General features: G+C 61.7%; 25 protein-coding genes. 18 read left to right on the top strand and 7 right to left on the bottom strand.

Annotation, left to right across the window (positions count from 1 at the left end):
* Positions 1-24: 24 nt before the first annotated feature.
* Positions 25-357 carry an ElaB/YgaM/YqjD family protein gene (locus tag FN060_RS05800; RefSeq protein WP_052639506.1) on the top strand — a complete coding sequence of 111 codons (333 nt, stop codon included), beginning with the start codon at positions 25-27 and terminating at the stop codon, positions 355-357.
* Positions 357-842, top strand: a complete 486-nt coding sequence (locus FN060_RS05795) for a hypothetical protein (protein WP_142587272.1) — start codon at positions 357-359, stop codon at positions 840-842. Before FN060_RS05800 ends, FN060_RS05795 begins: the two co-directional genes overlap by 1 nt.
* Here the strand turns inward: FN060_RS05795 and FN060_RS05790 are convergent.
* Positions 835-1,590, bottom strand: coding sequence for a Crp/Fnr family transcriptional regulator (locus tag FN060_RS05790; RefSeq protein ID WP_077549790.1), 756 nt, complete (start codon positions 1,588-1,590; stop codon positions 835-837). The genes FN060_RS05795 and FN060_RS05790 overlap by 8 nt on opposite strands.
* A gap of 171 nt (positions 1,591-1,761) precedes the next feature.
* On the opposite strand from FN060_RS05790, the gene FN060_RS05785 reads away from it, so the two are divergent.
* The gene (locus FN060_RS05785) at positions 1,762-2,082 is read left to right on the top strand and encodes a hypothetical protein (protein WP_142587271.1); all 321 of its coding nucleotides are present in this window, start codon (positions 1,762-1,764) and stop codon (positions 2,080-2,082) included.
* Here the strand turns inward: FN060_RS05785 and FN060_RS05780 are convergent.
* Both FN060_RS05780 and FN060_RS05775 read right to left on the bottom strand, forming a co-directional pair.
* Complete coding sequence (locus tag FN060_RS05780) at positions 2,079-2,636, bottom strand: RNA polymerase sigma factor (RefSeq protein ID WP_052642188.1); 558 nt, start codon at positions 2,634-2,636, stop codon at positions 2,079-2,081. The two genes, FN060_RS05785 and FN060_RS05780, sit on opposite strands and share 4 nt — an antisense overlap.
* Positions 2,637-2,638: 2 nt before the next feature.
* A complete protein-coding gene (locus FN060_RS05775) occupies positions 2,639-2,818 on the bottom strand; it encodes a NepR family anti-sigma factor (RefSeq protein ID WP_077549788.1) in 180 nt (59 codons plus the stop codon).
* Positions 2,819-2,985: 167 nt separating this feature from the next.
* Between FN060_RS05775 and FN060_RS05770 the strand changes: the two genes are divergently transcribed.
* Complete coding sequence (locus tag FN060_RS05770; RefSeq protein WP_052639501.1) at positions 2,986-3,780, top strand: response regulator; 795 nt, start codon at positions 2,986-2,988, stop codon at positions 3,778-3,780.
* A gap of 311 nt (positions 3,781-4,091) precedes the next feature.
* Positions 4,092-5,072, top strand: coding sequence for a sensor histidine kinase (locus FN060_RS05765; RefSeq protein WP_244665698.1), 981 nt, complete (start codon positions 4,092-4,094; stop codon positions 5,070-5,072).
* A 231-nt stretch (positions 5,073-5,303) separates the two neighbouring features.
* On the opposite strand, the gene FN060_RS05760 is transcribed toward FN060_RS05765, so the two are convergent.
* The 3 genes from FN060_RS05760 to FN060_RS05750 all read right to left on the bottom strand — a co-directional run bounded on the left by FN060_RS05760 (position 5,304) and on the right by FN060_RS05750 (position 9,087).
* Positions 5,304-6,227, bottom strand: a complete 924-nt coding sequence (locus FN060_RS05760; protein ID WP_142587269.1) for an ABC transporter permease — start codon at positions 6,225-6,227, stop codon at positions 5,304-5,306.
* Entirely contained in the window at positions 6,220-7,230 is a 1,011-nt protein-coding gene (locus FN060_RS05755; RefSeq protein ID WP_077549786.1) for an ABC transporter permease, read from the bottom strand. Before FN060_RS05755 ends, FN060_RS05760 begins: the two co-directional genes overlap by 8 nt.
* 147 nt (positions 7,231-7,377) lie before the next feature.
* Entirely contained in the window at positions 7,378-9,087 is a 1,710-nt protein-coding gene (locus FN060_RS05750) for a peptide ABC transporter substrate-binding protein (protein WP_142587268.1), read from the bottom strand.
* Positions 9,088-9,404: 317 nt separating this feature from the next.
* Here FN060_RS05750 and FN060_RS05745 point away from each other — a divergent pair, with 317 nt between their 5' ends.
* The 13 genes from FN060_RS05745 (at position 9,405) to recQ (ending at position 24,791) form a co-directional block, all read left to right on the top strand.
* Positions 9,405-10,568: a M20 aminoacylase family protein gene (locus FN060_RS05745; protein ID WP_142587267.1), complete on the top strand. Its 1,164-nt coding sequence runs from the start codon at positions 9,405-9,407 to the stop codon at positions 10,566-10,568.
* A 29-nt stretch (positions 10,569-10,597) separates the two neighbouring features.
* On the top strand, positions 10,598-12,445 hold the full coding sequence (locus FN060_RS05740; RefSeq protein WP_142587266.1) for an ABC transporter ATP-binding protein: 1,848 nt from the start codon (positions 10,598-10,600) through the stop codon (positions 12,443-12,445).
* Between the two features lie 77 nt (positions 12,446-12,522).
* A complete protein-coding gene (locus FN060_RS05735; RefSeq protein ID WP_142587265.1) occupies positions 12,523-13,473 on the top strand; it encodes a sugar-binding transcriptional regulator in 951 nt (316 codons plus the stop codon).
* Positions 13,474-13,617: 144 nt separating this feature from the next.
* A complete protein-coding gene (locus tag FN060_RS05730) occupies positions 13,618-14,931 on the top strand; it encodes an ABC transporter substrate-binding protein (RefSeq protein ID WP_142587264.1) in 1,314 nt (437 codons plus the stop codon).
* A gap of 131 nt (positions 14,932-15,062) precedes the next feature.
* Positions 15,063-15,935, top strand: a complete 873-nt coding sequence (locus tag FN060_RS05725; protein WP_142587263.1) for a carbohydrate ABC transporter permease — start codon at positions 15,063-15,065, stop codon at positions 15,933-15,935.
* Positions 15,936-15,944: 9 nt separating this feature from the next.
* Positions 15,945-16,769 carry a carbohydrate ABC transporter permease gene (locus tag FN060_RS05720; RefSeq protein WP_142587262.1) on the top strand — a complete coding sequence of 275 codons (825 nt, stop codon included), beginning with the start codon at positions 15,945-15,947 and terminating at the stop codon, positions 16,767-16,769.
* 11 nt (positions 16,770-16,780) lie between these two features.
* On the top strand, positions 16,781-17,779 hold the full coding sequence (locus FN060_RS05715) for an ABC transporter ATP-binding protein (RefSeq protein WP_142587261.1): 999 nt from the start codon (positions 16,781-16,783) through the stop codon (positions 17,777-17,779).
* A gap of 19 nt (positions 17,780-17,798) precedes the next feature.
* Entirely contained in the window at positions 17,799-19,280 is a 1,482-nt protein-coding gene (locus FN060_RS05710) for a mannitol dehydrogenase family protein (RefSeq protein WP_142587260.1), read from the top strand.
* A 10-nt stretch (positions 19,281-19,290) separates the two neighbouring features.
* A complete protein-coding gene (locus FN060_RS05705; RefSeq protein WP_425312160.1) occupies positions 19,291-20,001 on the top strand; it encodes an HAD family hydrolase in 711 nt (236 codons plus the stop codon).
* Positions 20,002-20,048: 47 nt separating this feature from the next.
* Complete coding sequence (locus FN060_RS05700; RefSeq protein ID WP_142587258.1) at positions 20,049-21,629, top strand: FGGY-family carbohydrate kinase; 1,581 nt, start codon at positions 20,049-20,051, stop codon at positions 21,627-21,629.
* 42 nt (positions 21,630-21,671) lie between these two features.
* The gene (locus FN060_RS05695) at positions 21,672-22,055 is read left to right on the top strand and encodes a YciI family protein (RefSeq protein WP_142587257.1); all 384 of its coding nucleotides are present in this window, start codon (positions 21,672-21,674) and stop codon (positions 22,053-22,055) included.
* Between the two features lie 68 nt (positions 22,056-22,123).
* Positions 22,124-22,858 carry a sulfate transporter family protein gene (locus tag FN060_RS05690; protein ID WP_142587256.1) on the top strand — a complete coding sequence of 245 codons (735 nt, stop codon included), beginning with the start codon at positions 22,124-22,126 and terminating at the stop codon, positions 22,856-22,858.
* A gap of 79 nt (positions 22,859-22,937) precedes the next feature.
* Positions 22,938-24,791: a DNA helicase RecQ gene (gene recQ, locus FN060_RS05685; protein ID WP_183949909.1), complete on the top strand. Its 1,854-nt coding sequence runs from the start codon at positions 22,938-22,940 to the stop codon at positions 24,789-24,791.
* Between the two features lie 3 nt (positions 24,792-24,794).
* Here recQ and nth read toward each other — a convergent pair whose 3' ends face one another.
* A complete protein-coding gene (gene nth, locus FN060_RS05680) occupies positions 24,795-25,574 on the bottom strand; it encodes an endonuclease III (protein ID WP_142587254.1) in 780 nt (259 codons plus the stop codon).
* Positions 25,575-25,582: the final 8 nt, after the last annotated feature.

The following is a 25,582-nucleotide window of genomic DNA, read 5'->3' as shown; positions in this document are numbered from 1 at the left end:
CCGAGACGATAACAGGAGTAAGTGATGGCACCCGTCAATACACCGAACGAGCCGATGGGCTCTTCCGCATCGCGGAGCGATATCGAGGCCCAGCTCCAGCAGCTTCGCGATGATATCGCAAATCTCGCACGTACCGTTGCTGCGGTAGGCTCCGACAAGGCGGGCGATTACCGCAATCGCGTGCGGAAGGCGACCAATGATGCCACCGATGTCTCCATGCAGATGGTTGAAGCCGCGCGCGACCAAGCTCTTTCCCTTGAGAAGGACCTCGAAGGCAAGATCCGCACGAACCCGCTGCAGGCGGTGGCGATGGCCGCGGGCGTAGGCTTCCTGATCGCTCTGCTGGTCCGCCGCTGATGCTCTCGGGACTGGCACCGCTTCTGGCATCGGTGGCAGCGATCGATGCGGCGGCCTTCGTGAACCGTCTGCGCCGCAATGTCGTCTTGTACGCGCTGATGCTGCTCTTCGTGCTGACGGCCTATGGTGCCCTGGTAGCAGCAGCGGCCCTTGCGATCGCGCAGCACCTCGGGGCGGTGGGAGCGTTGCTCACCATCGCCGGAGGCGGTCTCTTCCTCGCACTGGTCATCTTCCTCATCGCAGGATCCATGGCCCGCGCAGAAGAGAGACGAAAGCGGGAGGCTGCGGCAAACACTGGTGGTCGCGCCCTGATGATCACGGCGGGGCTTTCTGCCGTGCCGATTCTCATTCGCTCGCGTCCATTGGCCGCGCTTGCAATTGCCGGCGGGCTGGGTTTTCTCGCAATGCGCAGCATGGATATGATTGCGCCGATGATGGGCAAGCGCGAGGGAAACCCTCCGCGCCAAGACATGCCGCCTAGATGAAAGGCCGGGCTCCCTCCTTAGGGGGGCGCCATTCCGCTGCTCGATAAAGGCCTGCGGCATCGATGATCTCGCAGCCGCGGTCGAGCCAGCGCACAAGCCCCTGATCCATCAGCTTTCTCAAGGTCTTGTTGGTGTGGACGAGTGACAGGCCAAGCGTGTCCGCCACATGCTGCTGGGTCAGCGGCAGTTGCCGAAGCTCGGTGTGGGAGGCGACAGCCGCCTGCGCGCGTGCATCCAGGAAGGCAAGAAGATAGGCGGCGCGCTCGTATGCGCTGCGTCGGCCGACGCTCAGCAGGTGCTCGTCCAGCATGGATTCTTCCCGCGCCGCAATCCAGGTGATGTCGAAAGCCAGTGTCGGCTGGCTGCGAAAAAGTTGCGGGAACCGTTCCCTTTCGAAGGTGCAAAGCGTCATTCGGGTCAGTGCTTCCACCGAATGCTGCATCTCCTTCATGACGTTGCCCTGCAAGCCGATCATGTCGCCCGGCAGAACATAGTTGAGGATCTGGCGCCTGCCATCTTCGAGGATCTTGTAGCGAAAGCCCCAGCCACTCAGCACGGTGTAGAGCGAGGGATTGCGTTCCCCTTCCACCATGATCGCCATGCCCGGCTCGGCTGGCGTCTCTGCGACCTTGAAGCTCGCGACGAAATCAAGCTCGTCTTCGGTAAAGTCCCGGAAAGAAGGGCGTGGCCGCAGCGGACACTGCTGGCACGGGATGCGCGGCGGTACGGCAGGCTTCGATATGGCCATGATGAATCACGTGTGGCGAGGTAACCGCTCCTAGCTTATCGCGGACCGACGCACTGTGTCTTTTTTAAATGACCGCGATTTTTCCTGCTCCCATAGAGGTTCTTTCGGAAGGAGAGGGCGATTCCGTCGATCCCGACTATCCTGATTGCAGAACGGGAATATCTTGTCGCGATGGAGGCGGAGCGCCTCCTTGTCGAGGCGATGCCGTGCGAGATCCGGATCGCAACGCCGCCCGAACTCGGCAGTCTGCTCGACCAGGACCTGTTCGAACTGCTGGTGCTCGATGTCGACCTGCTGGGAGAGGTTGCGCCATTGGTCAGACGGCGGCAGGAATCCGGCGCCCGAGTCATCCTGACCACGCTCATGGCAGAGGATCTTGCCCGGGTGGACGAGTTTCCGGGTTCCGCGGCGGTCGCGAAACCCTTCTTCGGGGACGAGCTTGCGGCAGCGGCACGCGCCGTCTTCCCGCTGGTGCCGGAGCTGGATCACTAACTCCCGAAGGCACGCGCCGTGATTGCGGCGTGCCCAGCGTCAGGGCCGAAGTCACCCTCGCCCGAAACGCCTAGCAGTTCCTGCAGACGGGTACGCGCCCGGCTGACGCGGCTCTTGATGGTCCCGACGGCGCAGCCGCAGATGGTTGCTGCTTCTTCGTAGGCAAATCCCGCGGCGCCTACTAGGATGATTGCCTCGCGCTGGTCGTCTGGAAGAGTGTCGAGAGCCTTACGGAAATCCTGCAGATCCAGCCGCCCGTACTGTTCAGGGTGGACGGAAAAGCGTTCGCTGAACAGCCCGTCCGTATCCTGCACCTCGCGGCCGCGCTTGCGCATCTGGCTGTAGAACTCGTTGCGGAGGATTGTGAAGAGCCATGCCCGCATATTCGTACCGGCAGTGAAGCTTGTCTGGTTGGCCCAGGCCTTCATGATCGTGTCCTGAACCAAGTCGTCCGCCTTGTCGTGGCGCCCCGTCAGGGAAACGGCAAAGGCACGGAGATTCGGCAGGGATGCGAGAAGGTCGCGCTTGAATCCGCGATCATCGTTCTCGGTCATCGTCATTTCACCTTAACCGACTGCGCATTGCGTTCAGCAGTCTCGAGCTTCTCGAGAAGATCGAGAAACCGATCAGGAATGCCCTCTTCCTGCACTGCGTCGTAGAACTCACGCAGCTTCCGGGAGATCGAAGCGTTCGGCGGCATCGATCCGGGTTTCATGTCATGCGGGGAAAGGGTCATGTCTTGCTTTTTTCTGTTGTCGTCACTCATCACGCAGGCAGCCTGTTGCGATATCGTGAGGAAACAATGCGGCAACGGAAAAAAAGTTCCACCCCTTGCGGAACTTTTTTTCCGGCACCACGTTCTTCCCACGTAATTGCCCGCCGGGCGACAGGGGAGAATTCTGTATGTCACTTACTACACGCGTTGCGTCACACCTTCCGTACTTGCGCCGTTATGCACGTGCCGTCACCGGATCCCAGACTTCCGGAGACGCCTATGTGGCCGCCGTACTGGAAGCGTTGATCGCGGATGTCTCGATCTTTCCCGAAACGTCCAAGGACCGTGTTTCGCTTTACAAACTGTTTGTCGCGATCTTTGGTTCCACATCGATCGAAATCCGGCCCATCGAATCCCCCTTCGCCTGGGAACAGCGTGCGGCTGCGAACCTTTCTTCGCTGCCGTCGATGGCTCGCCACGCCTTCCTTCTCGTTTCCGTAGAAGGCTTCACAATTGAGGAAACCGCGGAAGTTCTGGATGTCAGCGTACAGAAGGCGACCGAACTACTTGATGAAGCGTCGAGGGAGATCTCCCGCCAGGTTGCGACCGACATCATGATCATCGAGGACGAGCCCCTTATTGCGCTCGACATCGAGCAGATGGTCCAGGAACTCGGCCATCGCGTCACGGGTATCGCCCGGACCCACAAGGAAGCGGTCGACCTCTTCCAGAGCTCGAAGCCCAAGATGGTACTTGCCGATATCCAGCTTGCCGACGGAAGCTCCGGGATCGACGCGGTCAACGAGATCCTGAAGACCTCGACGGTGCCTGTCATCTTCATCACCGCTTTCCCGGAGAGGCTGCTGACTGGCGAGCGTCCGGAGCCGGCCTTCCTGGTGACCAAGCCGTTCAACCCGGACATGGTGAAGGCGCTGATCAGCCAGGCTCTGTTCTTCAACGAAACTGTCAAGGCGGCTGCTTGAGCAGGTACCGAAATCTGTCGTTCCCTGACGGGTGACGCGCCTGCCGGTGGTATTCCTCCGGCAGCAGATTTCCAGCCTTATTTTTTTGAGCGTAAATCATCTGGGTGGGGAACCCATCGAGCGTCTCCCCATTCACCCCTGGCTCCTCGGAGACAGATTGGCGGGTTGTTGCCCCGGTTGCCAGTCTCTATAAGGACAAAGGCAGGTCGGGAAAGTGCACGGGTGTTGCCGGTTCTTTCCTTTAAGTTGGACGAGGTGAGAAATTGGTGCATCCGCTGACATGGCAGCGAGCTGGTCAGAGTGATGACAAGTTGCGAGAGTTTCTGCTGCCTGCACTGGTCGATCTCGGCGCCAGCGTCATCATCCAGGATGCTCGTCACGATTATCTTCTCGTCGCTAACCTTCCAGAGGTGTGGCTTCCGGATGGCTGGGAGAGCGGCACGCTCGCCTCACCCACCGACAACAGCCTTTTCGGAGCAGAAGTTGCCGCCCGCCTGACGTCGCTGAAGGCGGAAATGCTCGAGGCCGGCCAGAAAGGCCAGCTTGAGGTGATGGTCGGGGCGGAGCAATTTTTCGAGTTCCGGGTTCAGGCCGTGGAATTCGCTCATGGCGGGCTTCACCTGGTGACGACCATCGTGGACCGCTCGGAAGAGCGGCATCGCGAGCGTCTCCTGCGGGCGCTGTTGCGCGAGGTGAGCCACCGGTCGAAAAACCTGCTCGCGATCATCCAGAGCATAGCGCTGCAGACTGCGCGCTATTCGGGATCTTTAGACCTCTTCCTTCACAAGTTCCGCGGACGGCTCTATTCGCTGTCGCAGTCACAGGACCTGATCACGGATTCGAGTTGGCGCGGGGCGTATTTCTTCGACCTCGTGCAGCAGCAGACCGAAAAATATCTTCCTGAGAATCGGGATCTGGTGAGCGTCAGGGGCGTCAATCTCCTGCTGAGCCCCAATGCGTCGCTTCATCTGGGGCTGGCGCTGCACGAATTGATCGTCAACGCAGTCAGCCACGGCTCGCTGTTGCGCAGCAGCCTGCCAATCGAAGTGTCCTGCACGCGAAAGCGCATCGATGGCCATGACATGGTGCAAATGGTCTGGAATGAGCCGCTTTCGCTCGCCGCAGACGAGAAACATGACCCGCAGGACATGAAGGCGCATTTCGGCAGCACCGTCCTGGAGCGCGTGGTTCCCGCATCGGTCAACGGGAAAGCCGAATATATCATCGCTAAAGACCGCATTTCCTACCACCTGACCTTCCCGCTGGAACTAGGCGTGACCGACGAAGGCTGAAGGCGCTCATACAGGAGAGAGTGACGCGTCGTGGGCCAGATGCAGAATTGGCCCGGTTCCAGGGGAACCGAGCCAACTCATCTCTTCGAGGGGGACTGAAGAGTATGTCTGGAAGCTTTGTAGGGCGGGGGACGGGGGGTGCTTCCAGACATCCACATAACGACCATCTCTCCGGAACGTTCCTCTCGTCTGAAGATATTTTCGTTTTTTTTCGCCGGGCCCGGAATCTCGTCAGCGCTTGAGCGTTCGAGGGTCAAGCGCGTCACGAATTGCGTCACCCATGAAGTTGACGCTCAGGACCGTCAGCGAGATAGCCAGCCCCGGCCAGAGTACGCGTGAGGGTGTGAGCTGCATGAAGTTGGCACCGTCATAGAGCAACCGCCCCCAGGTCGGAAAATCGGACGGAAAGCCGAGACCGAGGAAACTCAGCGCCGATTCGGTGATGATCGCCGATGCGATGCCGAGGGTGGCAGAGACCATGATGGAGCTCAGGACGTTCGGCAGGATGTGACGTAGGATGATGCGATGTTCGCGCATCCCGCTGCTCTTGGCGGCAGTGACGAATTCCTGGCTCTTCACCGCCAGCACGTCGCCGCGGACGATGCGGGCGGTGTGCATCCAGCTGGTGATGCCGATGACGAAGACGATCAGGATGAATATGCCGGTCTCCGGTCCGAACGAAGCCCGTAGCTTATCGCGAAAAAGCATGATGATGACGAGAAGCAGCGGCAGCAGCGGCAGGGCAAGGAAGAGATCGGTCACCCGCATCAATGGTCCGTCCAGCCGCCGGAAGTAGCCGGAGAGCAAGCCGACCAGCGTTCCGAGAAAGAGGGCCAGCAGCATTGCGGTGATGCCGACGGCGAGGGATATGCGCCCGCCGGCGAGCACCTGTGCCAGCATGTCCTTGCCGAGATTGTCGGTTCCAAAGGGATGCGCCAGAGAGGGCCACTGGTTCTTGTCGCGGATGTTGATCGCGTTCGGTGCGACGGTGTGGATATAGGGTCCGACATAGACCGCCAGGACGATGAAGACGAAGACGCCAAGGCCGATGACACCGCCCCTGTGGGCGCGGAACTGTCTCCATATGTCGCGGGCGGCGGAGCGGGCCGGGCTTTCGGCCTTTGCCGGAACTGCAGGGAGTACCGTGTCAGTCATACCGGATCCTCGGATCGAGAATGCCGTAAAGTACATCGGCAATCAGGTTGAAGAGGACGATCAGCACCGCGAAGATGAAGGTCAGTGTCTGGACCAGCGGAATGTCTGCGCCCTGAATGGCGATGATCAGCAGCTGGCCGAGGCCGTTCACGCGGAAGATCTGTTCGGTGATGATGGCGCCGGAGAAGATGGTCGGCACGCCGAGCGCAATGACCGTCACTACGGGTATCAGGCTGTTGCGGAGCACGTGTACAAGCAGCACCGCCTTTTCCTTCACGCCCTTGGCGCGGGCGGTTCGCACGTAGTCCTGATGCAGGTTGTCCAGCATCGAGGCGCGGACGAAGCGGGCGATCTGGGAGGCGTTGTAGAGCGCCAGTACGGCGACCGGCAGCGCCATCTGCCGCATCTGCGCGACGAAGCTCGAGAAGTCCGTGACCCGGAGATTGGTGTCGTAGACGGAGGGAAACCACTGCAGGTAGGAGGAGAAGATGACGATCAGCAGGACGCCGGTGAAGAAGGTCGGCACGGAATAGCCGACCATGGAGACGAAGGTGCCGATCTGGTCGAAGATGGAATACTGCTTGTAGGCGGAGATCACGCCGATCGGAATGGCGATCAATATGCCGAAGAGATAGGCGAGGCCGACCACCCACAGCGTCTGCGGCAGGCGCTGGACGATGAGATCGACGACCGGGCTTCGCGTCGCCCATGAAAGGACCCGCATGCGCTCGCCATCGCCGAATTGCCAGCCGGTCATGCTTTCCAGGATGTTCAGCGGTTCGTTGATGAAGAACTGCTGCAGCCAGCGGAGGTAGCGAACAAGGAAGGGCTGGTCGAGGCCGAGCGAGGCGCGGATCTGCTCGCGAACTTCCGGCGGGATGGTGAGTGGCAGGTCGCCTGTAGGGTCGTTCGGTGCAAGGTCGAGCAGCGCGAAAATGACAAAGCTGATGACCAGCAGGGTCGGGATCGCAAACAACAATCGCCGCAGCGTGTATGTGAACATCGATGCTCCCCGGACTGCAACCCGGTGCCCGCTTCGGGGTCTTCAAGGCTGCAGGTTTTCTGAAACTGCGACCATCGCCGGGGCGCTCCGGCGATGTGCCAGCGCAGAAGGGATGCCGGGGCTCGTGTCGCGAACCCCGGCTGCTCCTTACTTCTTGCGATGCCAGTCGGCGATGTTCCAGATCTGGGAGTCCCAGGAGTTCATGAGGATGCCGTCAAGGGTAACCGCGAATGACGACTGGTCGCCGCGATGGACGAGCGGGATATGGGCGCCTTCCTCGGTCAGCATGTCATTGAGCTGCTTGGCAAGTTCCGCCCGCTTGTCGAGATCGGACGTCCGGGACAGTTCGCCAACGAGCTTGTCATATTCTGCATTGCAGTAGCGGGGAATGTTCTGACCCTGCCAGCCATTCTCGGGCGACGGCATCTTGTCGCACAGCCACTCTGCCAGATACTTCTCCGGGTCGGTTCCGTCGAAGTTGTTGGTGTACATTTCGACGTCGGCATAGAACTTCTGGAAGGTATCGGGGCTTGCCGGGTCGCCGCCGAAGAAGACCGAGGCGCTGGCATTGCGGAGTTCCGCATCGACGCCGATCTCCGCCCACATCGCCTTGACCAGTTCCTGCGTCGCCTGACGGACCGAGTTCGTGGAGGTCTGGTAGAGGAAGGAGAGGCGTACGCCATCCTTGGCGCGGATGCCATCGGGACCGCGGGCCCAGCCGGCATCGTCGAGCAGCTTGTTGGCCGCTTCGATATCCTGCTTCAGGCACCAGCTGTCATTCTTGGTGGAGGCGACTGCTTCGGGCGCCGGCACGATGTTGCAGGTGGGCTTGCCCGACTGACCGTAGCCCGCTTCGACGATGATGTCGCGGTCTATCGCCAGCGACAGCGCGCGGCGGACGGCGGGGTCGCTCAACGACGGATGCGGACCGGCTTCCTTCGTCGAGCGCTTGTCGCCAAGGGCTGGATCGGGATTGGTGAAGTTGATGTTGATGCGTTCGACCTGGGTCCCGAAGGAGATCTCCAGTCGGCCCTTGCCGGCGGCCATCATCGCCTCCAGCACTTCCGGCTCGACCTGGGCGTTCCACGCATAGTCAAACTCGCCGGTTTCGAGCACGGCGCGCGCGGCCGAAGCTGCGTCGCCTCCGCCCTTCAAGGTAACGGAGGCAAAGGCCGGCTTGTCCGGATCGCGATAGTTCGGATTGGCTTCGAACGTGATCACGTCGTTTGGCTTGAAGTCCGTGACGACGAAGGGGCCGGTGCCGACTGGCTTGAAGTTGGCATCCGTGCAGCCGGGGGCTTTGGCTCCAAGGCAATCCTTGAACTGCGCGGCCTGGATGATGGGTGACTGGGCGCCGACAAAGGCGCTGTAGGGATAAGGCTTCGGTTCTTCAAAGGTCACCTTCACGGTCTGAGGGTCGACCGCTTCGACGTTCTTCACCCCTTCATACTGGGCGCGCTGGGCGCAACCGCCGTCCGGTGCCGTGCAGTATTTCCAGGTAAAGACGACATCATCGGCCGTGAAGGCAGACCCGTCCGACCATTTCAGGTCGGGCATCAGCTTCCATGTCATGCTGAGCAGGTCTTCCGAAATGCCGCCGTTCTCCAGCGTCGGGATCTCCGTCACCAGCCAAGGAACGAGCTCGCCCTTTTCGTCGTAGCGGGCCAGCGGCTCGATCACCATGGACGAGGCATAGACTTCCTTGGTGCCTGCCGACAGGAAGGGGTTCATGGTAGACACTGCCTGCCAGAACAGGATCTTGAGCTCACCGTCGGCGCCTCGCTCGGCATGGGCAAGCGATGTCGAAAGTGCCAAGCATGCTACAGTCCCCGCAAGCAGGGTATTGAAGGTCTTCATGCTGCTGTCCCCTTATGTTTATCGTTAGGGTTGTGATCGGTCCGGCCGCCAGTTCCCGGCTGGTATCACTGCCGCTGCAAATTCGATCTTATAAGTCGTTGGTTTCGCAGACGGCGGTCTCGTATCCTCCTTGAGGTAGAGCTGATGGTCGCGTGGCTGGTCATGCACTCCCAGTTGTGCCTGACCAAATTTTGGGCCATCTAAGCATAGGCCTATTTTGCGTTCAAGCGCGAAAATTGACGCTTGCCAAGACCCGGTCTGGCTGCACAGTATCCACCACGAACAGTCGGAAATGATCAAACAAGAACGGGGTTTGCATGCCTGTCCTCAATCGCGCCGCTGAAATGCAGGAAGTCGTTGCGGGTTGGCGGCGTCATCTGCACGAGCACCCGGAGATACTCTACGACGTGCACCAGACGGCAGCGTTCGTCGCTGACAAGCTCCGGTCGTTCGGGTGTGATGTCGTCGAGACCGGCATCGGCCGCACGGGCGTCGTCGGCATCATCAAGGGACGTCATGGTGAGGGGAACGTGATCGGTTTCCGAGCCGACATGGACGCGCTACCGATCCTGGAGACGAGCGGGAAGCCATGGACATCGAAGACGCCGGGAAAGGCACATTCCTGCGGCCATGATGGCCATACCGCCATGCTCCTTGGGGCGGCGCAATATCTGGCAGAAACCCGCAACTTCAGGGGCTCCGTGGCAGTGATCTTCCAGCCTGCGGAAGAGGGCGGCGCGGGAGCGCTCGCCATGGTCCAGGACGGCTTCTTCGAGAAGCACAACATCAGCCAGGTCTACGGGATGCACAACTCGCCCGGCCTGCCTCTCGGGCAGTTTGCGATCCGCAAGGGCTCGGTCATGGCTGCGGCCGATACATTCGAAATCACCGTCACCGGGCGCGGCAGCCATGCGGCGCAACCCCATCTTTCCGTCGATCCGGTGCTGACGGCTGGTCATATCGTGGTGGCATTGCAGTCGATCGTGTCCCGGCAGACCGATCCGCTGAAGTCGCTCGTAGTCACCGTCGCCTCCATCCATGGCGGGGATGCCAACAATGTCATCCCCGATACCGTCAGCCTGGGCGGGACAGTACGCACGCTTCTGCCCGAGACGCGAGATTTCGCAGAAAAGCGGCTGAAGGAACTGGTCCAGGCGACGGCGCTTGCGCATGGTGCAACGGCCGATATCGCCTACCGCCGCGGCTATCCGGTGACCTTCAACCACGAGGCGGAAACGGAGTTCGCAACCGGGATCGCCGCAAAAGTCGGCGGGCCGGGCTCGGTGGACACGGATATGGCGCCGCACATGGGTGCCGAAGACTTTTCCTACATGCTTGAGCGGAGGCCAGGCGCGTTTATCTTCATCGGCAACGGCGATACTGCCAGCCTCCACAATCCGGCCTACGACTTCAACGACGAGGCGCTCCCCTACGGCATCAGCTACTGGGTCAACCTTGCCGAGACGGCGCTGGCCGCCTGACGTCGCAGCCCCCTGACAGGGAGAGTGGAATGTCTCTCGCGGAAACCTCCACGGAAGGACCCGGCGAAGCAGCGGGGACGGTGCTTTCGGTGCGTGACCTCAGCACCTCGTTCAAGGTCGAGAACCGGTGGCAGACCGTTGTCCGCAACGTCTCCTTCGACGTTGGTCCGCGGGAGACGGTCGCCATTGTCGGCGAATCCGGATCTGGCAAGAGCGTCACCTCGCTGTCGATCATGCGCCTTCTGCCGAAGGCTTCCAGCCGGATCGAGGGCAGCGTCCGACTTGCGGGCCGTGAGCTGTTGACGCTGCCTGACGAGCAGATGCGGCAGGTTCGCGGCAATGAGATCTCGATGATCTTCCAGGAGCCGATGACCTCGCTCAACCCGATCTTCCCGATTGGCAAGCAGATCGCTGAGGCACTGACGGTTCACAGAGACATCAGCAGGGCAGATGCGAAGTCCGAGGTCGTCCGGCTACTCGAAAAGGTGCGAATCCCGAATGCAAAGAGTCGTTACGACGAGTTTCCGCACCAGTTCTCGGGAGGCATGCGCCAGCGCGTGATGATCGCGATGGCGCTGGCGTCGAAGCCGAAGCTGCTCATCGCCGACGAGCCGACGACGGCGCTGGACGTGACCATCCAGGGACAGATCCTCGATCTCATCAAGACACTGCAGGACGAGGAGGGGATGTCCGTCCTCTTCATTACCCATGACATGGGTGTCGTTGCCGAAGTCGCGGACCGGACCATGGTCATGTTCTGTGGCGAAGTGGTGGAGTCCGGCGCGACCGGCGACATATTCCACCGAGGCCAGCACCCGTATACGCGAGCGCTGCTTTCGGCTGTACCGCGTCTCGGTTCCATGGTGCAGCGGACGCTCCCGCAGCGGTTTCCGCTCATCGACGTGAAGACGGGAGAGCAGCAGATCCAGGTGGATGTGACCGACACCGTCTCGCGTCGCAAGACTCCGATCCTCCAGGTGCGCGACCTCACCACCCGTTTCGATATCCATTCCGGGCTTTTCGGCCGCAAGACAGGTGCTGTCCATGCCGTCGAGAAGGTGTCCTTCGACCTCCTCGAGGGCGAGACGCTGTCGCTGGTGGGCGAGTCGGGTTGCGGCAAGTCCACCACCGGAAGATCGATTACGCGGCTGATTACACCCACGAGCGGCCAGGTCATGATTGACGGGTTCGATGTGATGGGTCTCGACAAGCACGCGCTACGGACCATGCGGCGGTCGATCCAGATGGTTTTCCAGGATCCCTTCGCGAGCCTCAATCCGCGCATGAGCATCGGCTCCGCGGTCATGGAGCCTTATCTCGAGCATAGCCTCGGTCCCAAGCAGCAGGCACGCGACAAGGCGGCGGATCTTCTGGAGAAGGTGGGGCTGTCGGCCGACATGATGCGGCGCTTCCCGCACGAATTCTCCGGCGGGCAGAGGCAGCGTATCGCGATTGCGCGGGCGCTGATGCTCGATCCGAAGGTGATCGTCGCGGACGAGGCGGTTTCGGCGCTCGATGTCTCCATCAAGGCGCAGGTCTGCAACCTGTTGCTCGACCTGCAGCAGAGCCTGAAGCTCGCCTATCTGTTCATCAGCCACGACATGGCCGTCGTCGAGCGGGTCAGTCACAGGGTCGCCGTGATGTATCTCGGCGAGATCGTCGAGATAGGCCCCCGGGCCGCCGTCTTTGAGAACCCGCAACATCCCTATACGCGCAAGCTGATGGCGGCAGTGCCGATCCCCGATCCTTCTCGGCGGGGTCTCAAGCGAAACATATCCACCGATGAGATCAAGAGCCCCATACGCCCGGTAGACTACGTGCCGCCTGCCCGACATTACAGGGAAGTTTCGCACGGACACCTGGTGCAGGTTTCCTGATTGCTGGTCTCTCCTTGCCGTTTGGCGGGGGATCGGCAAACATGGGAGCATTGATTGCGCCGGGGAGGGGTTCGAAAGTGGCGAGACGATCCGATGTGCATGGGCGGCTGGATGATGCGGCAAGGGCCGGCTGGCTCTATTACGTCGCGGGCCGCACCCAGGACGAGATTGCCGCGGCCATGGGAATTTCCCGGCAGTCGGCGCAGCGACTGGTTTCTCTCGCCGTAGCCGAACGGCTCATCAAGGTTCGTCTAGACCATCCGATTGCGGCCTGTCTGGAACGAGGTGAGGCGCTCAAGCGCAGGTTCGGCCTTCGTCAGGTCGAGATCGTTCCCAGCGACCCGATCGGCAGTTCCACCACGGTTGGCATCGCCGAGGCCGGTGCCGCCGAGATCGAGCGCTGGCTGAAGCGCCAGGAACCCATCATCCTGGCGATCGGCACGGGCCGCACGTTGAAGGCTGCCGTCGACCAGTTGCCGCCGATGGACTGCCCCCAGCATCGGATCGTTTCGTTGACGGGAAATATCGGACCCGACGGTTCGGCGGCATACTACAATGTCATCTTCTCCATGGCCGACGCGATCAAGTCACGGCATTTCCCCATGCCCTTGCCGGTTCTTTGCTCATCACCGGAAGAACGCGAAACGCTTCATGAGCAGGCGCTGGTGCGGTCCACTCTTGCGCTGGGTGCGCAGGCCGATGTCACCTTCGTCGGCATTGGCGAACTTGGCCCGGAGGGGCCGCTCTGCGTCGACGGGTTCCTCGGGCGGGAGGAAATGGAGAACCTCGTAGCGGAAGGAGCCGCCGGGGAAATATGCGGCTGGATGTACGATCACGAAGGCCGCCTCCTGTCTGATTCGATCAATGATCGCGTGGCCAGCGTCCCTATCCCCTCCATCGAAACCTGCTGCGTCATCGGATTGGCACAGGGAGTTCGAAAGCTCACCGCGCTCAAGGCAGCCTTGAGGGGCCGGTTGATCAACGGCCTGATCACGGACGAAAAGACTGCTGAGCAATTGCTCGTCTGACAAGCAGAAATCCTTTCAGATTTTCATCTACTTGCATGTCCTCGTTGCGGTGCAGCACGGAATCCGAATTGACTTCGCCGCCCGATGGATGAGTAATTGCCCATGGGCAAAGCGAATGCTCAACTCAATCTCCGGGAGGAAGATATGACTTTGAAGACGATCTTGCTGAGCGCGTGCTCGGCGCTGGCTCTCGCCGGCATGGCTTCGGCCGAGACGCTCACCATCGCAACCGTCAACAACGGCGACATGATCCGCATGCAAGGGCTGACGGAGGACTTCACGTCGAAGAACCCCGACATCCAGCTCGAATGGGTGACGCTGGAGGAAAACGTCCTTCGGGAGCGCGTGACGACCGATATTGCGACTTCGGGCGGCCAGTACGACATCATGACGATCGGCAACTACGAAGTTCCGATCTGGGCAAAGCAGGGCTGGCTGACCGAGCTCAGCGGCCTTGGCGACAACTACGATGTCGACGACCTGCTTCCCGCCATCCGTGGCGGCCTCACCGTCGATGGTAAGCTCTATGCGGCACCCTTCTACGGCGAGTCGGCAATGATCATGTATCGCACCGACCTGTTCGAGAAGGCTGGCCTGGAAATGCCGGAAAGCCCGACCTGGGAGTTCATCGCAGACGCCGCGCGCAAGATCACCGATCGTGACGCCGACATCAACGGCATCTGCCTGCGCGGCAAGGCCGGCTGGGGCGAGAACATGGCCTTCATCACGGCGCTGACGAATTCCTTTGGCGGACGCTGGTTCGACGAGAACTGGCAGCCGCAGTTCGACCAGCCGGAATGGAAGGAAGCACTGCAGTTCTATGTCGACCTGATGAAGGATACTGGCCCGGCCGGTGCGTCATCGAACGGCTTCAACGAGAACCTGACACTCTTCCAGCAGGGCAAGTGCGGCATGTGGATTGATGCCACGGTGGCGGCCTCTTTTGTCTCTAACCCGAAGGATTCCACTGTCGCCGACAAGGTGGGTTATGCGATCTTCCCGTCCAAGGAAGGCGTCGACAATCATGGCCATTGGCTGTGGTCCTGGAACCTTGCCATCCCGGCGAGCTCGCAGAAGGCGGAAGCGGCGCAGAAATTCATCGCCTGGGCAACCAGCAAAGAATACACCGAGCTCGTGGCTTCTAAGGAAGGCTGGGCTAACGTTCCCCCGGGCACCCGCACCTCGCTTTATGAGAACGAGGAATACAAGAAGGCTGCCGCCTTCGCAGAACCCACTCTTGCCGCCATGAACGCTGCCGACATCACCAAGCCTTCTGTGAAGCCGGTGCCCTACACAGGTGGCCAGTTCGTTGCGATCCCCGAGTTCCAGGCGATCGGCACGAATGTCGGCCAGCTGTTCTCGGCAGTGGTTGCGGGCCAGTCTTCCGTCGATGATGCGCTGGCCCAGGCCCAATCCGCAACCGTCCGCGAGATGACCCGCGCCGGCTACATCAAGTAAGCTCCTCCCGAGCAGTTGCCGCCCGGCTTGACGTCGGGCGGCCTTTTTCCAGTCTGCCTCGTTAAACGAAGAACATGCCGCCTCGGGTCCTCGACGATCGGAACCCGCGGCATTTGGAGGAGGGCGCCAGGATGGCAACACAGAACACGCGAGGGCTGGCCCGCCTGATGATGGCGCCGTCTGTCATCCTTCTTCTGGTATGGATGATCGTGCCGCTATCGATGACGCTGTGGTTCTCGTTCCAGAACTACAACCTTCTCAGTCCGGCAAATGTCAGCTTCGCCGGCCTTTTCAACTACCGCTTCTTCTACACGGATCCTGCCTTTTTCCAGTCGATCTGGAATACCCTGATGATTGTCGGTGGCGTGCTGCTGATCACGGTTGTCGGGGGGACGTTGATCGCACTTCTGATCGACCAGCCGATCTTCGGGCAGGGGATCGTGCGCATCCTGGTGATCTCACCCTTCTTCGTCATGCCGCCGGTTGCGGCGCTGGTGTGGAAGAACATGATCATGCATCCGGGCTATGGAGTGCTGGCGGATATCAGCCGTCTGCTCGGCCTGCAGCCTGTCGACTGGTTCGCCCAGTACCCACTGCTGGCAATCATCATCATCGTTGCCTGGCAGTGGCTGCCCTTTGCGACGCTCATTTTGCTGACCGCCCTTCAGTCGCTCGACAGCGAGCAGAAGGAGGCGGCCGAGATGGACGGCGCAAATGTGCTCAACCGCTTCCTCTATCTCACTCTGCCGCATCTCGCCCGGGCGATCACCGTCGTCATCCTGATCCAGACGATCTTCCTGCTGGGCGTCTACGCGGAAATCCTCGTCACGACCAATGGCGGACCCGGCTACGCCTCCACCAACCTGGTCTTCCTGATCTACCGCACCGCGCTGCTTGGCTACGACGTCGGCGGTGCATCTGCAGGCGGCATCATCGCCATCATCCTCGCCAACATCGTTGCGATCTTCCTGATGCGCGCGGTGGGCCGAAATCTGGACCGATAGGGGAAGACCATGGCACGCGCAGTCACCACCCGGCACAAGATTATCGCCACCGCCGCCGCCTGGGCCGTTGCCCTGGTGATCTTCTTTCCTATCCTCTACACCCTGATCACCAGCATCAAGACCGAGCCCGAGGCGATCGCCGGCTTCAACCTGATCCCCTCCTTCACGTTCGAAAACTACGTGACGGTGCAGACCCAGCGGGACTACATCAAGCCGTTCATGAACTCGGTCATCCTCTCCGTTGGCTCCACCATCCTGGCGCTGGTCATCGGCATCCCGTCTGCCTGGGCCATGGCGTTCTCGCCCACAAAACGCACGAAGGACGTGCTGATGTGGATGCTGTCGACGAAGATGATGCCGGCCGTTGCCGTGCTGGTGCCGATCTACCTGATGTTTCGCGACTTCGGCCTTCTTGATACACGCATCGGCCTGACAATCATGCTGACGCTGATCAACCTGCCGATCGTCATCTGGATGCTCTACACCTACTTCCGCGAGATACCGGGCGAGATCCTCGAAGCCGCGCGGATGGACGGAGCGGGGCTGTGGCAGGAGATCGTCTACGTGCTGACGCCCATGGCCGTGCCGGGAATTGCCTCGACGCTTCTCCTCAACATCATCCTGGCCTGGAACGAGAGCTTCTGGACGATCCGCCTCACCACAACCAGCGCGGCACCGTTGACGGCCTTCATCGCCTCCTTCTCCAGCCCACAGGGTCTGTTCTGGGCGAAGCTGTCGGCCGCCTCCACCATGGCCATCGCGCCAATCCTGATCATGGGCTGGTTCAGCCAGAAGCAACTCGTTCGCGGCCTGACCTTCGGCGCGGTTAAGTAAGGAAGACGGACATGGGCAGCATCACGCTCAGCAAGGTGTCAAAGTCATTCGGCGAAGCAAAGGTCATCCCGTCCATTGACCTCGAGATCCAGGACGGCGAATTCGTCGTCTTCGTCGGACCCTCCGGTTGCGGCAAGTCGACTCTGTTGCGCCTGATCGCGGGTCTGGAAGACGTCAGCGGCGGCCAGATCCTGATCGATGGGAAGGACGTGACGCAGAAGGCGCCGGCGCAGCGGGGACTTGCCATGGTGTTCCAGTCCTACGCCCTCTATCCGCACATGAGCGTGCGCAATAATATCGCCTTTCCGCTCAAGATGGCGAAGGTGGACAAGGCCGTGCTCGACCAGAAGGTTCAAGATGCCGCGAGCATCCTGAACCTCACCGACTACCTCGAACGCCGCCCGTCGCAGCTTTCGGGCGGGCAGCGGCAACGCGTCGCGATCGGTCGCGCGATCGTTCGCGAACCTTCGGCTTTTCTTTTCGACGAGCCGCTCTCCAACCTCGACGCCGCTCTTCGCGGCACGATGCGGCTCGAAATCAGCGAGCTGCACAACCAGCTGAAGACGACGATGATCTACGTCACGCACGACCAGATCGAAGCCATGACCATGGCGGACAAGATCGTCGTTCTGAACCGCGGCAACATCGAGCAGGTGGGTTCGCCTCTGGAACTCTATTCCAGGCCACGCAACCTCTTCGTCGCAGGCTTCATCGGTTCCCCGCGCATGAATCTGATCGAAGGTGATTTTGCACGGTCCAAGGGCGCCAAGACGGTCGGCATCCGCCCGGAGCACTTTACGCTGTCACACGAAAGCGGCCTATGGAGCGGCACCGTGACTGTTGCCGAGCACCTGGGGTCGGACACCTTCCTTCACGTCAACGTCGACGGGATTGGGCAGATCAACGCCCGTTGCGACGGTGAGTTTGGGGCGCGCCATGGCGACCGCATCTATCTGACGCCGAACGAAACGAAGCTTCATCGGTTCGACGAGCAAGGCCTGGCGATCTAGCGTCGGAATGGAGCAAGCTATGACAGTGAAACTATCGTCAGCGGCACTGGGTGAGATTGCCCATACGGCCGCCGTTCCGGCCTATGATCCCATCATGCTGACGCCCGGCATCCTCCATTTCGGGGTCGGCAACTTCCACCGTGCCCATCAGGCTGTCTATCTCGATGACCTGTTCAACAAGGGTCATGGGTTGGACTGGGCGATCGTTGGCGCCGGCGTGATGCCATCCGACGCTCTGATGCGAGAGAGGCTTGCTGCGCAGGATTTCCTGACCACGGTCGTCGAGCAGGACAAAAACAAGACTGCAGCTCGTGTCACGGCGCCGATGATCGACATCATCGCCCCCGACGATGTCGACAAGATCATCGCAGCACTTGCCGACCCGCGGATCCGGATCGTCTCGATGACGATTACGGAAGGCGGCTACTTCATTGATGCGTCTGGTGCATTCAACCCCGGCCACCCAGCGATTTTCCAGGATGGCCAGAATCCGGATCGCCCTAAGACCGTCTTCGGGCTCATCGTGGCCGGACTGAAACGTCGAAGGGCTGCGGGCCTTCCCCCCTTTACCATCATGTCCTGCGACAACATTCCTGGAAACGGGGAGGTGACCGAGAATGCCGTCGTCGGGTTGGCGGCGCTGTCGGATCCGGCCTTTGCGCAATGGATCGCCGATAACGTTGCCTTCCCGAACTCGATGGTCGATCGCATCACGCCCGCGACGGGCCAGCGGGAGATTGACTTCCTGCGCGATACCTTCGGCATCGAGGACAATTGGCCGGTCTTCTGCGAAGAATTCAAGCAGTGGGTGATGGAGGACGATTTCCCTGCCGGCCGCCCGCCGCTCGAGGAGGTCGGCGTCCAGTTCGTGCCGGATGTGGCGCCGTACGAACACATGAAGATCCGCATTCTCAACGGCGGACATGCAGCCATCGCCTATCCGGCAGCACTGCTCGACATCCATTTCGTCCATGAGGCGATGGAGCATCCGCTGATCCGTGCCTTCCTGGAAAAGCTCGAGAAGGAAGAGATCATCCCGATCGTGCCGCCGGTGCCGGATACGGATCTCAACCAATACTACGACCTGATCGAGCGCCGCTTCTCCAACCCGAAGATCGGCGACACCATCCCGCGCCTGGCGCAGGACGGTTCGAACCGGCAGCCGAAGTTCATCCTGCCGTCCACGGCGGACCGGTTGCGCGAGGGCAAGGACATTGTCGGACTTTCACTCGTCTCGGCGCTCTGGTGCCGCTATTTCGAAGGCACCAGCGACAGCGGCAGGCAGATCGTCTTCAACGATACGAGCGCTGACACGCTGCACGCAGCGGCGAAGGAAGCACGGGACAACCCGAACGCCTTCCTTGTGTTCGAGGAGATCTTCGGCGAGGTTGCCGGATCGGAGCTCTTCCGCCAGCGGTTCTCGCATGCGCTGAAGACGCTCTGGGCCGAGGGGACGGCGAGGACGCTGGAGCTCTATCTTCAGGATGCTCTGGTCAAATGACGGGGTGAGGGTGGTGCAAGGGACGCGGCCGCTGGTGATTTTCGATTGCGACGGCGTGCTCGTCGACAGCGAGCCCCTGTCCGTCCAGGTCCTGGTGGATGCGCTCAATCGACGGGGCGTCGAGATCGATGAAGACGAGGCCTATGCCCGTTTTCTCGGTCGGAGCCTATCCACCCTGGCCCAGATCCTGCACGACGACTTCGACCACAGCATCGACGCCGCCTTTCTCGAAGATCTCCGCCATGAACTCTATGATCGGTTTCGCGACGAACTGAAGCCGGTGCCGGGAATCGCAGGGGTACTGGAGACGCTCGATTCCACCATATGCGTCGCATCTTCTAGTCAGCCCGAGCGCATCCGCCTGTCTCTCTCGCTGACCGGTCTGCTGGAGCGCTTCGAACCTCACATTTTCAGCGCCAGCATGGTCGAGAACGGTAAGCCTGCTCCCGATCTTTTCCTGCACGCAGCCCGCGCCATGAAGACGGATCCGGCGGACTGTATCGTGATCGAGGACAGCCCGGCGGGGATTGAGGCCGCGCAGCGCGCAGGGATGGCGGTGTTTGCCTTCACCGGCGGGTCGCATGCCGGCGCGCCTGGGTATCGCGAGCGCATTACCGCTCTTGCCCCCGACGTCGTATTTGACGCCATGCCGGATTTGATCCACCTTGTCCGCCAACACATGGAAGGCCCGGACAGGCATCGGTCTCCTCGCGCCAGCTAGCGGCGGGGAAGCGATGGAAGGGCCCGCGGGGCAGGGAACACGTCCAGATGCGAGATCACGTCGTTGCTGTCGATATCGGCACGACCAGCGCCCGCGCCGGTGTGTTCGATCGTAGCGGGCGGCTGCTCGCGCGTGCCAAGCACCCGATCGCCATGCAACGACCGCTCGAAAATCATGCGGAACATGACTCCGAGGACATATGGCGCGCCGCCTGCCGGGCCGTTCGCGCGGCGATGATGGAGGCAGGGATCGCCGCGGACCGTGTCGCGGGACTGGGTTTCGACGCCACCTGCTCGCTGGTGGCGCGGGATCGCGATGGTCGCCAGATCACTGTTTCCACCACCGGAGAGGATCGCTTCGATACGATCGTCTGGCTCGATCACCGGGCCATTGCGGAGGCCGATGAGCTTTCGGCGACCGGTCATCCGGTGCTGGACTATTCCGGGGGCTCGCTTTCCCCCGAAATGGAAATGCCGAAGCTCATGTGGTTGAAGCGCCACCTGCCGGTGACCTGGGAGCGGACAGGACATCTCTTCGATCTCGCGGATTTCATGACCTGGAGGGCAACAGGCTCGGCTGCGCGATCCCGCTGCACGCTGACAGCCAAATGGAACTACCTGGCCCATCGTGACGAGGGCTGGCAGGAGGATTTTCTCGCGTTGGCGGGCCTGGAGGACCTCCTGGAGCGGGGCGGCCTGTCCGCCGAGACCGTTCCGGCCGGTCAGGCGATAGGCGAGTTGGCGACGGAGGCTGCACGGGAGCTGGGGCTCGATACCGGTTGCAGGGTGACAGCGGGACTGATCGACGCCTATGCGGGTGCCTTCGGCGTCCTCGGTGGCGTCGACGAGGGCGCGGCGCTCGAGCGATCCGTCGCTCTGATCGGCGGCACGTCTAGCTGTATCGTCTCCTTCGCAACGGACGCCAAGCCCGGTCGCAGCATCTGGGGTCCCTACTACGAGGCTGTCCTGCCGGGCCGCTGGCTGGTGGAAGGCGGCCAATCGGCGACCGGTGCTCTGCTCGATCACGTGGTGCGAATGCACGCGGCCGGCGGAGAGCCCGAGGCGGATCTCCACGCCAGGATCGTGGCTCGCGTGCAGCAGTTACGTTCGGAGCAAGACGCTGATCTCGCCGGCGATCTCAACATCCTGCCCGACTTCCACGGTAACCGGTCGCCGCTGGCGGACCCCCATGCCAGGGGCGTCATCAGCGGACTTACCCTCGACACATCCTTCGACGGCCTCTGCCGCCTCTATTGGCGAACCTGCGTGGCTATCGTGCTCGGCATACGACACATCCTGGAAGCCATGGAGCAGTATGGCTACCGGTTCGAGACGCTGCACCTCACCGGAGGACATGCCCACAACCCGCTTCTCCTCGAACTATATGCCGATGTCACGGGCCGAAAGGTGGTTGTCCCGCAGACTGAGGACGCCGTCCTCCTCGGGACCGCAATGACGGCGGCAGCAGGAGGTGGCCTCTTTCCGGATCTAAACTCGGCCGGACGGAGCATGGCCGCCGCCGATCGGGAGTACCATCCTGATGCCGGGCGGATCGGAACCTATGACCGTGACTATCGGCGTTTTCTGGCGATGCTCCGCCACCGGAACGAGTTGAACGAGATCCACTAGCTCCGCCCGACGACATCGCGGGCTCACACTGGAGGTCTGACCATGTATTTCGCAATCCTCGCCTATCATGCAGAAGGCATCGTCCAGTCCTGGAGCGAGGAGGAAGATGCCGCCCTCATGACTGAGTTGCTCAGGATCAACGACCGGCTGGTGGAAGAGAAATGCCTTGGCCCTGCCGCTCGCCTCGGCCCCACGTCAGAGGCCGTGACGCTCCGCGGCAAGGGCGACGGAATGGTGATTGACGGTCCATTCGCGGAGACGAAGGAGCAGTTGCTCGGCTTCTACGTCGTCGAATTTCGAGACATCGACGGCGCAATCGCGGCGGCGCGAGAACTTCAACGCGCTAACCCGACCGCGGTCTACGAGATCCGGCCCATCCTGCTCTACCTGCCGGGCGCGCCGCTGGGCAACGGCGGGCAAAGCTGACGCGGTCGGGCGGCGCTTGTTCCAGTGGCCTGAGGAACCTACATCCTTCCGGCAACCGGAGACCCTTCATGATCCTCGACGCCGCCCGCTTGTCGCTCATAAACCTGTTTGCGCCGGAGACGCGCTCCGTCTTCTGGAAGGTCCTCGGGCTCACCATCCTCGTCCTCGTCGGGCTTTGGCTGGCCCTGCGGCAGACCTTCATTTCCGTGGTCTGGCCGTGGTTTGCCGTCTACATGCCGGATGTGCCGGACTGGGCGGGCTGGCTTACCCTTGTCGCCGCCATCTTCGCCGGCGTGGGGCTGGCGCTTGCGCTTGCGCTTCTGATCGCGCCGATCACGGCGCTGATTGCGGGGCTCTTCCTCGACGACGTCGCCGAGGTGGTGGAGAAACGCGACTATCCAGGCGATCAGGCCGGGCAGGCCATGCCTCTTGGCCAGGCCATCGTCAGTTCGCTGCAGTTCCTCGGCGTGGTGATCGCAGGTAATATCCTTGCCCTACTGCTGCTCTTCGTGCCGGGGATCAACCTGATCGCCTTCTTCCTGGTGAACGGCTACCTGCTCGGCCGCGAGTTCTTCGAGTTCGCTGCGATGCGCTTCCGCACGCCGCCGGAAGCGCGCGCGTTCCGGTCGAAGCATCGCGGCACCGTCTTCCTGGCGGGCCTGCTGATCGCATGCTTCCTGGCGGTCCCGATCGTCAACCTGCTGACGCCGCTCTTTGCCGCCGGGCTGATGGTGCATCTCCACAAGAAGATTTCGCGTCGCGACCCGACTTTCCGCCTGGAGCCCCACGGCGCCGGCCGATGATCTGTTGACGGGCCGTGCCGCCCTTGCGAAGGCGGTCTAGGGTATGGGAGAAGAAGGCCTCTCCCGCGAAAGCCATGTCATGCCGCAACCCACCACCATCAGTTCTGCCCTGTTCGACACGCCCCAGACACGTGATCCATTGGCGGTGCTGCGGCACGTCTACGGATATGACAGCTTCCGGGGCAAGCAGGCGCCGGTGATAGATCGGGTGGTGTCGGGCGGCGACGCCGTGGTGTTGTTCCCGACCGGTGCCGGCAAGTCGCTCTGCTTCCAGGTTCCGGCCCTGTGCCGGGACGGTGTCGGGATCGTCGTTTCGCCATTGATCGCGCTGATGCGCGACCAGGTGGAGGCGCTGAGGCAGCTCGGCGTGCGCGCTGCCGCCCTCAATTCGTCGCTGTCGCCGGATGAGTTTTCCGAAATTCGCCGTCTGCTCAATCAGGACGCTCTCGATCTTCTTTATGTGACGCCGGAGCGGATCGTGACGCCGGGATTCCGCGACATGGTAGCTTCGGCAAAGATTGCCTTGTTCGCAATAGACGAGGCCCATTGCGTCAGCCAGTGGGGGCACGACTTCCGCCCGGAATACCGGGAACTGTGGCAAGTGGCGGACCTCTTTCCCGGCGTGCCACGCATGGCGCTGACGGCGACTGCCGACCCGCATACCCGCGACGACATCATCGAGCGGCTGGGGCTGCATTCGGCGGAGGTCTTCACCACCTCCTTCGACCGACCCAACATCGCCTACGAGATTGTCGAGCGTGACCAGCCGCGCCAGCAACTCCTGCGCTTCCTGTCTCGCCACAAGGGCTCGAGCGGGATCGTCTATTGCCTTTCCCGGGCCAAGGTCGAGGAGACGGCAGACTGGCTGAACGAGCAGGGCGTGAGGGCGCTCGGCTATCACGCAGGAATGGATCGCGCCGTCCGCGATGCCAATCAGGATGCCTTCCTGAAGGAGGAGGACCTCTGCCTCGTCGCGACCGTTGCCTTCGGCATGGGCATCGACAAGCCGAATGTCCGTTACGTCGCCCATCTCGACCTGCCCGGCTCCGTGGAGGCCTACTATCAGGAGACTGGACGAGCCGGACGGGACGGTCTGCCGTCGGAAGTCTGGATGGCTTATGGGATGACGGACGTCATCCAGCGCGGCCGGATGATCGATGGCGGCCAGTCGAGCGACGAGGTGAAGCGGGTCGAACGGGCGAAGCTGAACGCCCTCCTCGGCATCTGCGAAACCGCCGGCTGCCGACGGCAGGCGATCCTGGCGCATTTCGGCGAGGCCCATCCTGGCGGCTGCGGCAATTGCGACACCTGCTTGAAGCCGGTTGAGACCTGGTACGGGACAGAGGCGGCAATCAAGGCATTGGCCGCGGTCTACCGCACCGGCGAGCGCTTCGGCACGGGGCACCTGATCGACGTATTGACCGGCAACGAGAACGACAAGACCATCCGCTTCGGCCATGTTGATATGCCGGTCTTCGGCGCCGGAAAGGACTTACCCGCAAAGACCTGGCAGTCGGTCTACCGTCAGCTTCTCGCAGCCGGCCTCGTCAGCATCGACCAGGACGCCTTTGGCGCCCTCAAGCTTGGGCCAGATGCGCGATCCGTTTTTCGACGTGAACGGGAGGTCCGCTTCCGCAAGGACCGGCCCAAGGCCGGCCGATCCTCGAGAAGCTCCAGCACCGGCGCAAGCCGCTCGGCACTGGAGGGTGCGGATGCGGAACTGTTCGAGGCGCTTCGCCAGACGCGGCTGGAGATCGCGAAGTCCCTCGAAGTTCCACCCTACGTGGTCTTTCCGGACACCACTCTCGTGGCTTTTGCAACCAACCGGCCCACCACGCGAGAGGCCCTGCTCGGCATCTCCGGCGTCGGCCAGTCCAAGCTCGAGCGCTACGGGGATGATTTCCTGGAAGTCATCCGGACACACACGCAGTAGTCGCTACTTCTCCATCTCTCCGATGCGCTGCGGCGGCAGTTCCACCAGTGCTGCCGGGATATCGCAGGTTTTCTCTGGAGACTTGCAGAGATCGGCGATCACACAGTGCTCGCACTCGGGCTTGCGTGCCTTGCAGGTGTAGCGGCCATGCAGGATCAGCCAGTGATGGGCGTGGAAGAGATACTGCTTCGGGATCACCTTGAGGAAGCGCTCCTCCACCTCGTCCGGCGTCTTTCCCGGCGCCATCAGCAGCCGGTTGCCGATACGAAAGACATGGGTGTCGACGGCGAGCGTGGGTATACCGAAGGCCATGGACATGACGACATTCGCGGTCTTTCGTCCGACGCCCGGCAGCGTCACCAGCTCCTCCCGCGTCCTCGGGACTTCACCACCGAACTCTGCAATCAGCTTCTGCGACAGGGCAATGACGTTCTTCGCCTTGTTGCGGTAAAGGCCGATCGTCTTGATGTGCTGGATCACGCCATCCTCGCCGAGCGCCAGCATCTTTTCCGGTGTGTCAGCAACCTTGAAGAGGGCACGTGTCGCCTTGTTCACGCCGGCATCCGTTGCCTGTGCCGACAGCGCCACGGCTACCAGCAGGGTGAAAGGGTTCGTATGCTCCAGTTCCCCCTTCGGCTCCGGCCGCTGAACGGAGAACCTGCGGAAGATCTCCTCCATCTCCGCCTTCGAATACCGGCTGCGGATATGCCTGCGAGGGGATCCTGCTGCCAGACTTGATTTTTGTGAAGAAGCCGTGCTGGACTTGGTTTTCGGAATGGCCATATCCTCTC

Origin of the sequence: Pseudorhizobium halotolerans, assembly GCF_902153235.2 — a bacterium.
In the GTDB taxonomy this organism is placed as follows: Bacteria; Pseudomonadota; Alphaproteobacteria; order Rhizobiales; family Rhizobiaceae; genus Neorhizobium; species Neorhizobium flavum.
The sequence above is the reverse complement of the archived record's forward strand: the minus strand, read 5'-3'. Positions and strand labels throughout refer to the sequence as shown.

What these genes read in the sequence shown, in the direction of transcription:
- FN060_RS05730 (WP_142587264.1), top strand. Translation starts at nt 13,618, where the DNA reads ATGACTTTGAAGACGATCTTGCTGAGCGCGTGCTCGGCGCTGGCTCTC.
- FN060_RS05695 (WP_142587257.1), top strand. Translation starts at nt 21,672, where the DNA reads ATGTATTTCGCAATCCTCGCCTATCATGCAGAAGGCATCGTCCAGTCC.
- FN060_RS05750 (WP_142587268.1), bottom strand. Translation starts at nt 9,087, where the DNA reads ATGAAGACCTTCAATACCCTGCTTGCGGGGACTGTAGCATGCTTGGCA.
- FN060_RS05795 (WP_142587272.1), top strand. Translation starts at nt 357, where the DNA reads ATGCTCTCGGGACTGGCACCGCTTCTGGCATCGGTGGCAGCGATCGAT.
- FN060_RS05700 (WP_142587258.1), top strand. Translation starts at nt 20,049, where the DNA reads ATGCGAGATCACGTCGTTGCTGTCGATATCGGCACGACCAGCGCCCGC.
- FN060_RS05770 (WP_052639501.1), top strand. Translation starts at nt 2,986, where the DNA reads ATGTCACTTACTACACGCGTTGCGTCACACCTTCCGTACTTGCGCCGT.
- FN060_RS05745 (WP_142587267.1), top strand. Translation starts at nt 9,405, where the DNA reads ATGCCTGTCCTCAATCGCGCCGCTGAAATGCAGGAAGTCGTTGCGGGT.
- FN060_RS05775 (WP_077549788.1), bottom strand. Translation starts at nt 2,818, where the DNA reads ATGACCCTTTCCCCGCATGACATGAAACCCGGATCGATGCCGCCGAAC.
- FN060_RS05720 (WP_142587262.1), top strand. Translation starts at nt 15,945, where the DNA reads ATGGCACGCGCAGTCACCACCCGGCACAAGATTATCGCCACCGCCGCC.
- FN060_RS05760 (WP_142587269.1), bottom strand. Translation starts at nt 6,227, where the DNA reads ATGACTGACACGGTACTCCCTGCAGTTCCGGCAAAGGCCGAAAGCCCG.
- nth (WP_142587254.1), bottom strand. Translation starts at nt 25,574, where the DNA reads ATGGCCATTCCGAAAACCAAGTCCAGCACGGCTTCTTCACAAAAATCA.
- FN060_RS05755 (WP_077549786.1), bottom strand. Translation starts at nt 7,230, where the DNA reads ATGTTCACATACACGCTGCGGCGATTGTTGTTTGCGATCCCGACCCTG.
- FN060_RS05710 (WP_142587260.1), top strand. Translation starts at nt 17,799, where the DNA reads ATGACAGTGAAACTATCGTCAGCGGCACTGGGTGAGATTGCCCATACG.
- recQ (WP_183949909.1), top strand. Translation starts at nt 22,938, where the DNA reads ATGCCGCAACCCACCACCATCAGTTCTGCCCTGTTCGACACGCCCCAG.
- FN060_RS05725 (WP_142587263.1), top strand. Translation starts at nt 15,063, where the DNA reads ATGGCAACACAGAACACGCGAGGGCTGGCCCGCCTGATGATGGCGCCG.
- FN060_RS05790 (WP_077549790.1), bottom strand. Translation starts at nt 1,590, where the DNA reads ATGGCCATATCGAAGCCTGCCGTACCGCCGCGCATCCCGTGCCAGCAG.
- FN060_RS05690 (WP_142587256.1), top strand. Translation starts at nt 22,124, where the DNA reads ATGATCCTCGACGCCGCCCGCTTGTCGCTCATAAACCTGTTTGCGCCG.
- FN060_RS05715 (WP_142587261.1), top strand. Translation starts at nt 16,781, where the DNA reads ATGGGCAGCATCACGCTCAGCAAGGTGTCAAAGTCATTCGGCGAAGCA.
- FN060_RS05780 (WP_052642188.1), bottom strand. Translation starts at nt 2,636, where the DNA reads ATGACCGAGAACGATGATCGCGGATTCAAGCGCGACCTTCTCGCATCC.
- FN060_RS05785 (WP_142587271.1), top strand. Translation starts at nt 1,762, where the DNA reads ATGGAGGCGGAGCGCCTCCTTGTCGAGGCGATGCCGTGCGAGATCCGG.
- FN060_RS05740 (WP_142587266.1), top strand. Translation starts at nt 10,598, where the DNA reads ATGTCTCTCGCGGAAACCTCCACGGAAGGACCCGGCGAAGCAGCGGGG.
- FN060_RS05800 (WP_052639506.1), top strand. Translation starts at nt 25, where the DNA reads ATGGCACCCGTCAATACACCGAACGAGCCGATGGGCTCTTCCGCATCG.